Source organism: Micromonospora sp. WMMA1947 (assembly GCF_027497355.1).
Classification (GTDB): Bacteria; Actinomycetota; Actinomycetes; order Mycobacteriales; family Micromonosporaceae; genus Micromonospora.
Genome location: NZ_CP114909.1, coordinates 3,288,894 through 3,300,000, shown reverse-complemented (window position 1 = coordinate 3,300,000; position 11,107 = coordinate 3,288,894). Strand labels below are relative to the sequence as shown.

The window sequence follows — 11,107 nt, the reverse complement described above, 5'->3', positions numbered from 1 at the left end:
CGAGCCCGGCGCCGCCGAGCGCCACCGCACCCGGCGAGTGCGCGAGGACGAGGCCGGCGATGATCGGCACGATCGCCGCGGTGATCGCGGTGACCGGCGCGACGACGGCCATCACGCCGGTGGCGAGCGCGCGGTAGAGCAGCATGACGCCGCCCGCGCCGGCCACTCCGGCGAGCAGTCCCCACCCCAGGTCGAGCGGGCTCGGCGTGCCGGGCACGACGAGGACAAGGACGAGCAGCAGCGGGACGCTGAGGATCTGCGACACCACGGTCACGGCGATCGGGTCGGCGCGCCGGGACGCCTTGCCGCCCGCGAAGTCGGCGGTGCCGAAGGCGAGCGCGGAGACCGCGGCGAGGACAATGGGGAGCACCAGGCAGTCGTACCATAATAGTGACCGTGAAGGACAGTGTGATGACCGATACCGGTGGACGGGTCGGCGCGGTGACCTCCGCCGTCGCCCGCCAGGTACGTGAGCTGCGCGCGGCGCGCGGCTGGTCGTTCGAGGAACTGGCAGGCCGGTCCGGGGTCAGCAAGGGCATGCTGGTGCAGATCGAGGGGGCCCGGACCAACCCAAGTATCGGCACGCTCTGCCGGGTCGCCGACGCGTTCGGCGTCAGCATCGCCCGGCTGCTGGAGCCGGCCGAACAGAGCACGGTACGGGTCAGCGCCGCCGACGAGGCGCCGGTGCTGTGGCGCGGCCCGCACGGCGGCCTGGCGCGCCTGCTCAGCGGCCTCGGCGAACCCGACCTGGTCGAGCTGTGGGACTGGCGGATGGAACCCGGCGAGGCATTGCGCTCCTCCGACCACGCCCACGGCACCCGGGAGATCCTGCACGTACTCGACGGCGCCGCCACGGTGACAGTCGACGGCGTCGACCACGAGGTACGCGCCGGCGAAACGGTCGAGTTCCACGCCGACCGGGAGCACGGCTACCGCACGGCCGGTGACGGGCCGGTGCGCCTGATGATGGTGGTGGTCACCCCGTCGGGCGAGTGGGACCGGCGGACCCGTTCACGCGGACCGCGCCCGAGCTGACCCGGGCGCGGTCGCGAACGGCGGTCAGGCCGACTTCTCCTCGCGGTCCCGCCGGCGCCGGCCGGTGAACTCGCGGGGCACGATCGTCGGGTTGACGTTCTCCAGGACGACCTCGCGGGTGATCAGCACCCGGGCGGCGTCGGGGTTGCTCGGCACCTCGTACATCACGGAGAGGAGCACCTCTTCCATGATCGCCCGCAGGCCGCGGGCTCCGGTGCCGCGGAGCATGGCCTGGTCGGCGATGGCCTCCAGCGCGGGCGGCTCGAACTCCAGCTCGACGCCGTCCAGCTCGAACAGGCGCTGGTACTGGCGGACCAGCGCGTTACGCGGCTCGGTGAGGATCCGCACCAGCGCGGAACGGTCGAGGCTGCGCACGTTGGTGATCACCGGAAGCCGGCCGATGAACTCGGGGATGAGCCCGAACTTCAGCATGTCCTCCGGCATGACCTGGCTGAAGATGTCGTCGGTCGACCGCTCGGACACCGACCGGAGCCGGGCGCCGAAGCCGGTGCCGCCGGAGCCGGTGCGGGCCTCGATGATCTGGTCGAGCCCGGCAAACGCGCCACCGCAGATGAACAGCACGTTCGTGGTGTCGATCTGGATGAACTCCTGGTGCGGGTGCTTACGCCCGCCCTGCGGCGGCACGTTGGCGACGGTGCCCTCGAGCATCTTCAGCAGCGCCTGCTGTACGCCCTCGCCGGAGACGTCACGGGTGATCGACGGGTTCTCCGACTTGCGGGCGATCTTGTCGACCTCGTCGATGTAGATGATGCCCGTCTCGGCGCGCTTGATGTCGTAGTCGGCGGCCTGGATCAGCTTCAGCAGGATGTTCTCGACGTCCTCGCCGACGTAGCCCGCCTCGGTGAGCGCGGTGGCGTCCGCGATCGCGAACGGGACGTTGAGCATCCGGGCGAGCGTCTGCGCCAGGTGCGTCTTGCCGCAGCCCGTCGGGCCGAGCAGCAGGATGTTCGACTTTGCCAGCTCGACGCCGTCGGTGCCGGAGCCCGGCGCGCCAGCGGCCTCGGCCTGGATCCGCTTGTAGTGGTTGTAGACCGCGACGGCGAGCGCCTTCTTGGCCTGCTCCTGACCGACGACGTAGTTGTCGAGGAACTGGCAGATCTCCATCGGCTTGGGAAGCTCTTCCCACTTCACCTCGCCGGACTCGGCCAGCTCCTCTTCGATGATCTCGTTGCAGAGGTCGATGCACTCGTCGCAGATGTAGACACCAGGGCCCGCGATGAGCTTCTTGACCTGCTTCTGCGACTTGCCGCAGAACGAGCATTTCAGTAGGTCGCCGCCGTCACCGATCCGTGCCACCTACGTTCTCCCTGCACTCGTCGGCCGGAACGCCGGCCCTGACCTGCGGGCGCCGGAGCGCCCGTCCGTCCTGTCGTCCCACCATGCTGTCGGCTCCACCTGATCCGACCGGCGGAGCGGTACAGACCCGACGTTACCCGGTGGCCGGGTTTTCTCCGACCCCCAAAACGGGTGTGTCAGAGGTCGACCGGGAACGATACCCCGATCGACCTCCGACCACACGTTGCTCAGCCCGCGGCGTGCGACGCCAGCAGACCCTTCTTGCGGCTGGTCAGGATCGTGTCGACCAGCCCGTACTCCTTGGACTCCTCGGCCGTCATGATCTTGTCACGGTCGATGTCCTTGCGGACCTGCTCGATCGGGCGGTTGCAGTGCCGGGAGAGCATGTCCTCCAGCTGCGTCCGCATCCGCAGGATCTCCCGCGCCTGGATCTCGATGTCCGAGCCCTGGCCGTAACCGCCCTCGGTGGCCGGCTGGTGGATGATGATCCGGGAGTTGGGCAGCGCCATCCGCTTGCCCGGGGTGCCCGCGGAGAGCAGCACCGCCGCCGCGCTCGCCGCCTGCCCGAGGCAGACGGTCTGGATGTCCGGGCGGACGTACTGCATGGTGTCGTAGATCGCCGTCATGGCCGTGAAGGAGCCACCGGGCGAGTTGATGTACATGATGATGTCGCGGTCCGGGTCGGTGCCCTCCAGCGTCAGCAGCTGGGCCATCACGTCGTTCGCCGACGCGTCGTCCACCTGGACGCCAAGGAAGATGATCCGGTCCTCGAAGAGCTTGTTGTACGGGTTGGACTCCTTCATCCCGTACGACGTGCGCTCGACGAACGACGGCAGGACATAGCGGTTGTGCACGGCCGCGAACTGGGGCGGCAGGCTCAGGTCGGTCATCGTCAGCTCCTCGCTCAGCTCAGGGTCCCGGCGCCATCCGGAACCTGAGCGGCCCCGATGATCACCTTGTCGATGAAGCCGTAGTCCATGGCCTCCTGGGCGGTGAACCAGCGGTCGCGGTCCGAGTCCGCCTCGATCTGCTCCTGGCTCTGGCCGGTGTGGAACGCGACCCGCTCCTGGAACATCCGCTTGGTGTAGAGCATCTGCTCGGCCTGGATCGCGATGTCCGACGCGGTGCCGCCGAGACCGCCCGAGGGCTGGTGCATCATGATCCGCGCGTGCGGCAGGGCGTACCGCTTGCCCTTGGTGCCCGCGCAGAGCAGAAGCTGGCCCATCGAGGCCGCCATGCCCATCGCCACTGTCGAGACGTCGTTGTCGATGTACTGCATGGTGTCGTAGATCGCCATGCCGGAGTAGACCGAGCCACCCGGCGAGTTGATCCAGAGGAAGATGTCGCGGTCCGGGTCCTCCGCGGCGAGCAGCAGGAGCTGCGCGCAGATGCGGTTGGCCACCTGGTCGTTCACCTCACTGCCCAGGAAGATGATCCGTTCCTTGAGCAACCGGTTGTAGACCGAGTCGTCGAGGTTGCCAATGGAGTCGCCACCGCGGGCCTCGTTCACCCGGAGCGACTTCTTGGGGATGTGCATGTCGGTCATGGCAGCCCTTCGCTCTCCGTACCGTCCTACCCGACACTAACCGCTCAGCCGGGAGGCGTACTCCCGGTCGGGGCACTGTTCGCTCTCAGCGCAGTCACCCGCACGGCGTACCCCGGAAAGGGTTTCGGCCGCCTCCCGGCGCGCAGCGCGGGACGGCGGCCGAGACCCCCGATGATCAGTGCTGGTGGTCGTGCTCGGCCTCGTTCTGGGCCCGCAGCGCGTCGAGGGAGACCTCGTTGCCCGCCGAGTCCTTGATCTTGATCTTCTCCATCACCGCGGCGAGCGCCTTGCCCCGGCGGACGTCGCCGAAGACGGCCGCGGCGGCGCCGGAGCGGACCAGCTGGTCGTAGTACTGCTGCGGGGCCATGCCGGCGCGCTGCGCCCGGTGCACGATCTCGTGACCGAACTCGTCGTCGGAGACCTGCACGTCCTCGGCGTCGGCCAGCGTGTCGAGCAGGAGCTGGATCTTGACGCCGTCGGTCGCCGCCTCGGTCAGCTCGGTGTCGATCTGCTCCTCGGTCTTCTCCTCCGCCGCGAGGTATTCCTCCAGGGAGGCGCCGATGCGCTCGAGCTGGTCGACCATCGCGGCCTTGCGGCTCTCGACCTCCTCCTTGACGACGCCCTCGGGCGCCGGCACCTCGGCGGCGGCCACCATCTGCTCCAGGGCCTTGTCACGGGCGGCGTAGATCTGCTCGACCTGCTTGCCCCGGGTGACCCGCTCCCGCAGGTCGCCGCGCAGCTCGTCGATGGTGTCGAACTCGCTGGCCATCTGCGCGAAGTCGTCGTTGAGCTCGGGGAGCTCCTTCTCCTTGACCGTGCGGACGGTCACCGCCACGTCGGCGTCGCGGCCGGCGTAGTCGCCGCCGACGAGCTGCGTGGTGAAGGTGGTGCTGTCGCCGGCGGCCAGGCCGACCAGCGCCTCGTCCAGACCCGGCAGGAGCTGCTTGCTGCCCACCTCGTGCGAGATGTTGCTCGCCGAACCGCCCGGGACCTCCTCGCCGTCGACAGTGGCGTTCAGGTCGATCTGCACGAAGTCGCCCTCCTGGGCGGCCCGCTCGACGGTCTTCAGCGTGGCGAACCGCTCGCGCAGGCTGTTGATCTGCTCGTCGATCTCGCTGTCGGCGATCTGGATCTCGTCGACGGTCACCTCGATGGTGGCCGGGTCCGGCAGGGTGATCTCCGGCCGGACGTCCACCTCGGCGGTGAAGTTGAGCGAGTCGCCGTCGTTGAACTCCGTGATGTCGACCTCGGGACGGCCGAGCGTCTTCAGGTCGTGCTCCCGGACCGCGGCGAGGATGTTCTGCGGGATGGCCTCCTGGATCGCCTCGTTGAGGACGGTCCCCCGGCCCACCCGCTGGTCGATCACCGCGCTGGGGACCTTGCCCCGGCGGAAGCCGGGAACCTGGACCTGCTGGCCGATCTCCCGGTACGCCTTCTTGAGGCTCGGCTCGAGCTCGACGAACGGCACCTCGATGGCGAGCCGCACGCGCGTCGGGCTCAGAGTCTCGACGGTGCTCTTCACAGGCGTACTCCTTGACGGATCTGGGTGTTGGTTCTGGGGCGTGATTGCGCGCATCGAGTGTAGGCGAGCCGGCCGACGGCATCGGCAGGGCCCGGGCACCGCGCGGAAAAAACCGGCGGTTCCCGGGACGATCCGGTCGCGAACGACAGTCGGGGTGGCGGGATTTGAACCCACGGCCCCTCGCTCCCAAAGCGAGTGCGCTACCAAGCTGCGCCACACCCCGGTGGCGACGAAGAGTGTATGCCGTCCGGCCACCCGCGCGGGTGACGGGGCACGGCGCGGCGGCCGCCGGGCGCGGCCGGGCGCCGCCGGGCGGGCGGCTGGGCGGCGCCGGGCGGGCGGCTGGGCGGCGCCAGGCGCCAGTTCGGGGAAGTGGCTGGGTCCGAGGGCCCGGGATGGCGCCACCTCGCCGAAGTGGCATGGATCTTGAAGGTCGGCGGGAACCTCCGGGTACGCGCTGCGCGGTGGCCGTGGTTCATTGGGTACGCTGTCGGCGCGCCCTGCTGTGGTGGGGCGCTCGCGGGCGTAGCTCAATGGCAGAGCTTCAGTCTTCCAAACTGACGGTGCGGGTTCGATTCCCGTCGCCCGCTCCAACAGCCTCCGGCCCAGGTCAGAGGCTGCGTCCCCCGATCCTGGGCCGGTCGGCCACTCCCCCGCTCCGATCTTGCGGGCCATCCGTGGGCCATTAGCTGCTCTGGCCGCCCTTGCGCCGGGTCTGCCGGGCGATCCGCTGGTCCATGGCCGAGGCGATCTCGCGGTCCCGCTCGCTGGTTGCGTGCTGGTAGATCAACGCCGCCCGCATGCTGGCGTGTCCCATTCGCTGCATTAGCTCGCGAGTGCTCGCGCCAGAGGCTGCGGCGAGGGTGTTGCCGGTATGGCGGAGGTCATGGAAGTGGAAGCCGGGCAGCCCGAGCGCTTCGACCGTCCGCGTCCACTTGGCCGCACGGCCGAAGTTGCCGGATCGCAGCAGCGCGCCCTTGTCGCCGGTGAAGACCAGGGCGTCAGCGTCGACGGCGGTCAAGGCGGCCCGCAAGCGGGCCGCGCCGGCCCGGCCCCGGCCTGCTGGCGACCTCCGGCCGGCATCGGCCGGGCCGGCCGGCCACGCTTACGAGATGCAAGAGCTTGAAGACCTCGGGGCTCCGCCCCGAACCCCGACCCTCCTCAGAGATCGGCCGGGAGCGGATCACCTCGCCGGGCACCACAAGGGCTACCAGCCTCCCCAGGCCGGGCCAAGGTCGTACGTCCAGTAGGGCGCTCCACCTTGTCCCGGCCTGGGGAGGCTGGACGGTCTGACGACTGCCCGACGAGGAGACCCGCCTTCTGGCCCCGCCTAGACGCTTGTGCGGCGCCTGATCAGTTTCCGACTGCCAGCCCGCCGGATTGCTTCGCCCACCCCCGTTGACGAACGAAGCGACCGACTGGTGCCAGCCTGGCTGACCTTGGCTTGGGGCTAGATCCGAAACATGTGTCGGCGAATGCTTCCGCGATTGCCGCGATGCCCGCCTCTTTCGCCGTTACCACCCGGCCGTTGGCGAGCGACGACCACCAGCGTGAGAAGGACCGGGCCGAGCAGGCTCACGAGGACTGCGTACGTGGCGAGGGCGCTGAACTCCACACTTGGGGAGCCCCGCCACGGGCTCACACTTCCAGCCAGTTTGTGCAGCGAGAGCTGAGCGACCGGAGTAAGTAACACCAGCGAGGCCCAGACGCCGCGGTTGTCACGATGGAGGGCCGGGCCGAGAGCCAGTAGCAGAGCGACAGCCAGCAGAAGCCCACCGGCGGCCGGTAGAAACCGGGCGGTACTGGCGGCGTAGTACCCATCGAACGCGTCATGCAGGATCAGGTAAGCCGCTGTCCCACCTGCGCCTACCGCCGCGAGTGGTACTCCAACCCGAATGAGGGTCAAAGACCCCTCCGGCAGGAGGAGCGCTAGCGCGCCAAGAGTGACTTGCGGCAGCAGGATGAACAGCGGTGGCCTGGACAGGCCGGTCAACGCGCTCAGTGGCACTGCCGCGATCGTGAGCGCAAGAGCTACGGCTACCGCGACTCGCGTCGTCCGGCCCGGGGAGACGGTTGCGGCGATCGCGGCGACCAGCCAGGCGGTCCACGCAATGAACCCGAGTGAGGCGAAGGGACTCATGTGCGGGTGGTCCCCAACGGGCGCCACGGGACGCAGTTCCGCCACCCACCAGATGGCCGCAAAGGCGGTAGCAGCGAGCAATGCCACGACCGAGGCGAGATGCACCCCGGGAACGAGATCAATGAGGCCGGCGGCGCGCAGCCGCTGACGGACGCCGCCGCGCACGAGATCCGTGATGTCGCCAGGTGAGGGCCAGCGTTGGCCAGGCTTGGCCAGGTCAAGGCACGTTCCCACGATCTCGGCCCCACGCGCCCGGCGATAGTCCGAGGGGTACACATTCAGCAGGCGCAGGTACCTGCGTTCCAAGTTGGTCACGCCAAGCCTCCGGCGGTACGCGCAGTGAGCGACCGGCCGGTGCGGGCTCGCGCGCGAAGCCGCGTCGTGGCCGCCTCGACGTTGCGCCGCAGCCGGTCCGTCTCCTCCGCCAAAGTGGCGTCGCCGGCTGGCGAGAGGCGGTAGTAGCGACGCGCTCGACCGTTCACGACCTCCTCCCGGTCGACCTCCACCAGGCCGGCGTCGACCAGCCGGTCAAGCGCCCCGTAGAGGGTGCCTGGACGCAGTGAAACTCTGCCATCGGAAAGAACGGCAACCTCGCCGATCAACCCGTAGCCGTGCATCGGCTCCTTCGCCAGCGCGGTCAGGATCAAGAAGGTCGGCTCACGTAGCGGTGTGTCCATGCCCGCAATATATCGGACGCGAAGCTATATCGGGGGGCGTTACATGATGGTGTCTCCCAAGGCCATCATGGGCCATCCATGGGCCAGTAGCCGGGGCGCGCAGCGGTCATGAGCGGGCACGAGGGGCAACTGGCTCGACCGTTGGGACCAGGCGTTTCGGGCATCACGACCGGCTGAGCACGATCTTCCAAACTGACGGTGCGGGTTCGATTCCCGTCGCCCGCTCCACCAACGAAGGCCCAGGCAGACCGCATGATCGCGGCACCTGGGCCATCGCATTCCTCCCCCATTTTCGATCTTGCGCCGTTCACCGGCGATGTCAGCCCGCCCCGGCGATCCGGTGATGCAGCGCCGAGGCGATCTCATGGTCGCGCTCGCCGATGGTGTGCTGATGGAGCAGGGCCGCCCGCATGGTGCTGTGACCCCTGCGCTAGCCGCCGCGTCTCCCCGAGTGACTGAGGTACGCGCACGGCATCTCCGCCTCCCGCTCCCAGGCGCTTCCTTTCACGGCGACGGGGTAGCTGACCTCTCTGGCCTGCCGGTCGGCGGTCTCGACCGAGAACCGTATCGACAACGGCTCGCTCTCGAACGCGGTGGAACTAGCGCACTCGACGCGCACCTCGACATCGATCCAGCCGGTACCGCCAGGTCGTAGCAGCCTCGACTGGCCGGTGTCACGGACCTGGATGCCCGGTCGTTGACCGACAGCCGCACCGACAGTGATCGGCGCGGGTCCCGTGTTGATCACCGCGAGCTGTCCGTTCAGCTGGACGACGCCCAGGGCTTCCGTACCCGAACCCCCGCTGACTCTGTCTTGAGGTAGGGCCACGAGCGCGACCGAGGCATTCCGCTCCCGCTCGTCCCGCGAGACTCGCAGCTCGCTCACACCGACACCGCCGAGCACAGCGCCGATCACGAAGGCAGCAACGAGCCGTACGTTCATCGTTCGTCCGGACACGCGGCGACCAGGAACAGCGCCGTCCGAATCCGCCGGCCGGTGATCGCGTTCGTCCAGGTCGATCACTTCGTGCTCCGCCGGCATGGCGTCAGCCTAGGGCTCTCCCCGGCCAGCATCGACCGGCCGTACAGCCGGGATCGCGATGAGTTTCGTTACCGCGTCCGGTCAGCATTCCTGTGCACCGATCTCCGGACACCGGGCAGAGCATCATGACCGCTACGCGCAGGAGGCAAGCGTGAAACTTCTCCTCACATCCGCAGGCGTCCAGAACCCGAGCATCAACGATGCGCTGGTCGACCTGCTGGGCAAGCCGATCGCTGAATCCAGCGCCCTCTGCATCCCCACTGCGGCGTACCCGATGGGCGGACCGGCCTCGGCCTGGCGCTTCATCACCGGTCAGACGCCGCTGCCCATGAGCGGTCTCGGCTGGAAGTCGCTGGGCGTACTCGAACTGTCAGCGCTACCCAGCATCGGCCAGGAGCACTGGGTCCCCTGGGTCCGGGAGGCCGACGTCCTGCTCGTGCACGGTGGCGACGCGACGTACCTGTGCCACTGGATGCGGCAGTCCGGGCTGGCGGACCTCCTGCCGTCGCTGCGGGACACCGTCTGGGTCGGGCTGAGCGCCGGCAGCATGGTGCTCACCCCCCGGATCGGTACGGAATTCGTCGAGTGGCAGTCCGCACCCGACGACCGCACGCTCGGGCTCGTCGACTTCTCGATCTTCCCGCACCTGGGCCTCGAACCGGACAACACCATGGCGTCTGCCGAGAAGTGGGCGGCCGAGATCGCCGGTCCGGCGTACGCGATCGACGACCAGACGGCCATCAAGGTGACCGACGGCGCCGTCGAGGTCGTCTCCGAGGGGCAGTGGAGGTGGTTCCCCGCGTGAGCACCCGCCCATGCCGCGATCAGCGCGCCGCGTACCCCAGGTCGGTCGCCTGCAGGCGGCGCTGCAGCCAGGTGACGACGAGTTCGTCGAAGCCCGGCGCTCGCTCGGCAGGGGTGTAGCGCCCCTCCCTGACCTGCGCGGGCCCTTCCCCCGTGTAGACGCGGATGCTGTGGTCGGCACCGGGGAAGACCACAGTCGTGTGATCGGCGTGGCGTGCGCCGTCGAGGGTGCCGCTGATGGCGCGCACGCTCGCCTCCACCGGCACGAGCAGGTCGTCCGCGCCGAAGATCGCCAGCAGCGGGCAGCGCAGAGCCGCCAGTGCCGGGGCGGGGTCGTAGTCCGCGATGCCCGCGATGAACGCGATGGACTCGGGTGTCGTCCCGGCGAGCATCGGATACCAGGGAGCGCCGTGCCAGTGCGCCTGCGCGGCGTGCACGCGCGCCGGGTCGTCGCCCGACCGGACCCGCCGGATCTGGTCGCGTAGCAGGAGAAGCGCTTGCTGGATGTCGGCGCCGCCGAAGCCCTCCGCAGCGAGTTGGTGGCGGAGCCGGTACTCCTCCTGGTCCCGTACGCTCACGCCCGGCCCCGACACCGTCACCACCGCCGCGATCCGGTGGTCCGCTGCCGCAGCGAGGTGAGCCACCCAGCCGCCCTGGCTACCGCCGATCAGCGCGACCGCGCCGGACAGCACGTCCTCGCGGCTCCGCACGGCCCGGACCGCGGCCACGGTCTCGGCGGCGCGGTCGGCCATGGTCTGACGGGTCCAGTCACCCGTCGACGCACCGGAACCGGGCTTGTCGTAGGCGAGACTCGCGAAGCCGGCTGCGGCCAGCCTCGTCTGCCACGCCCCCTGGTCGCGACCGCCCGGCCCGGAACCCTCGACGAAGACCACCGCCGGGTACGGCCCCGGCCAGGGCGGCCGGACGACGTCGCCGACCAGCTCGTTCCCGTCGTCGAGGAACGAGAACTCCGCGGTCACCGGTTCGAACAACACCCCGTCGACCGTACGAGGCTCCTGCCACC

The 11,107-nt window shown here is 69.4% G+C and carries 12 protein-coding genes and 2 tRNA genes (1 of these 14 running past the window's edge); 3 read left to right on the top strand and 11 right to left on the bottom strand.

Going from position 1 to position 11,107, the window contains the following annotated elements:
* Positions 1-370: the 5' portion of an EamA family transporter gene (locus tag O7604_RS15855; protein WP_269704545.1), read on the bottom strand. 464 nt of this gene lie to the left of the window's left edge; only the first 370 of its 834 coding nucleotides appear in the window; it begins with the start codon at positions 368-370; the stop codon falls past the left edge of the window.
* Positions 371-411: 41 nt separating this feature from the next.
* Between O7604_RS15855 and O7604_RS15850 the strand changes: the two genes are divergently transcribed.
* Positions 412-1,035, top strand: coding sequence for an XRE family transcriptional regulator (locus tag O7604_RS15850; RefSeq protein ID WP_281576977.1), 624 nt, complete (start codon positions 412-414; stop codon positions 1,033-1,035).
* 24 nt (positions 1,036-1,059) lie between these two features.
* On the opposite strand, the gene clpX is transcribed toward O7604_RS15850, so the two are convergent.
* From clpX to O7604_RS15825, 5 genes are all read right to left on the bottom strand, one after another.
* Positions 1,060-2,352: an ATP-dependent Clp protease ATP-binding subunit ClpX gene (gene clpX, locus O7604_RS15845; RefSeq protein WP_091423211.1), complete on the bottom strand. Its 1,293-nt coding sequence runs from the start codon at positions 2,350-2,352 to the stop codon at positions 1,060-1,062.
* Between the two features lie 227 nt (positions 2,353-2,579).
* Complete coding sequence (locus tag O7604_RS15840) at positions 2,580-3,242, bottom strand: ATP-dependent Clp protease proteolytic subunit (protein ID WP_013288034.1); 663 nt, start codon at positions 3,240-3,242, stop codon at positions 2,580-2,582.
* 14 nt (positions 3,243-3,256) lie between these two features.
* A complete protein-coding gene (locus tag O7604_RS15835; RefSeq protein WP_018786886.1) occupies positions 3,257-3,898 on the bottom strand; it encodes an ATP-dependent Clp protease proteolytic subunit in 642 nt (213 codons plus the stop codon).
* A 175-nt stretch (positions 3,899-4,073) separates the two neighbouring features.
* Complete coding sequence (gene tig / locus O7604_RS15830) at positions 4,074-5,420, bottom strand: trigger factor (protein ID WP_181726551.1); 1,347 nt, start codon at positions 5,418-5,420, stop codon at positions 4,074-4,076.
* A 149-nt stretch (positions 5,421-5,569) separates the two neighbouring features.
* Positions 5,570-5,643, bottom strand: a tRNA-Pro gene (locus O7604_RS15825).
* A 296-nt stretch (positions 5,644-5,939) separates the two neighbouring features.
* On the opposite strand from O7604_RS15825, the gene O7604_RS15820 reads away from it, so the two are divergent.
* A tRNA-Gly gene (locus tag O7604_RS15820) sits at positions 5,940-6,013 on the top strand.
* Positions 6,014-6,105: 92 nt separating this feature from the next.
* Here the strand turns inward: O7604_RS15820 and O7604_RS15815 are convergent.
* From O7604_RS15815 to O7604_RS15800, 4 genes are all read right to left on the bottom strand, one after another.
* Positions 6,106-6,441 carry a tyrosine-type recombinase/integrase gene (locus O7604_RS15815; protein ID WP_269704542.1) on the bottom strand — a complete coding sequence of 112 codons (336 nt, stop codon included), beginning with the start codon at positions 6,439-6,441 and terminating at the stop codon, positions 6,106-6,108.
* Between the two features lie 429 nt (positions 6,442-6,870).
* On the bottom strand, positions 6,871-7,875 hold the full coding sequence (locus tag O7604_RS15810; protein WP_269704541.1) for a hypothetical protein: 1,005 nt from the start codon (positions 7,873-7,875) through the stop codon (positions 6,871-6,873).
* Positions 7,872-8,237 carry a helix-turn-helix transcriptional regulator gene (locus O7604_RS15805; RefSeq protein WP_269704540.1) on the bottom strand — a complete coding sequence of 122 codons (366 nt, stop codon included), beginning with the start codon at positions 8,235-8,237 and terminating at the stop codon, positions 7,872-7,874. Before O7604_RS15805 ends, O7604_RS15810 begins: the two co-directional genes overlap by 4 nt.
* Before the next feature lie 430 nt (positions 8,238-8,667).
* Complete coding sequence (locus O7604_RS15800) at positions 8,668-9,279, bottom strand: hypothetical protein (RefSeq protein WP_269704539.1); 612 nt, start codon at positions 9,277-9,279, stop codon at positions 8,668-8,670.
* A 151-nt stretch (positions 9,280-9,430) separates the two neighbouring features.
* On the opposite strand from O7604_RS15800, the gene O7604_RS15795 reads away from it, so the two are divergent.
* Positions 9,431-10,084, top strand: coding sequence for a Type 1 glutamine amidotransferase-like domain-containing protein (locus O7604_RS15795; protein ID WP_269704538.1), 654 nt, complete (start codon positions 9,431-9,433; stop codon positions 10,082-10,084).
* 19 nt (positions 10,085-10,103) lie between these two features.
* Here O7604_RS15795 and O7604_RS15790 read toward each other — a convergent pair whose 3' ends face one another.
* Positions 10,104-11,078, bottom strand: a complete 975-nt coding sequence (locus O7604_RS15790) for an alpha/beta hydrolase (protein WP_269704537.1) — start codon at positions 11,076-11,078, stop codon at positions 10,104-10,106.
* Positions 11,079-11,107: the final 29 nt, after the last annotated feature.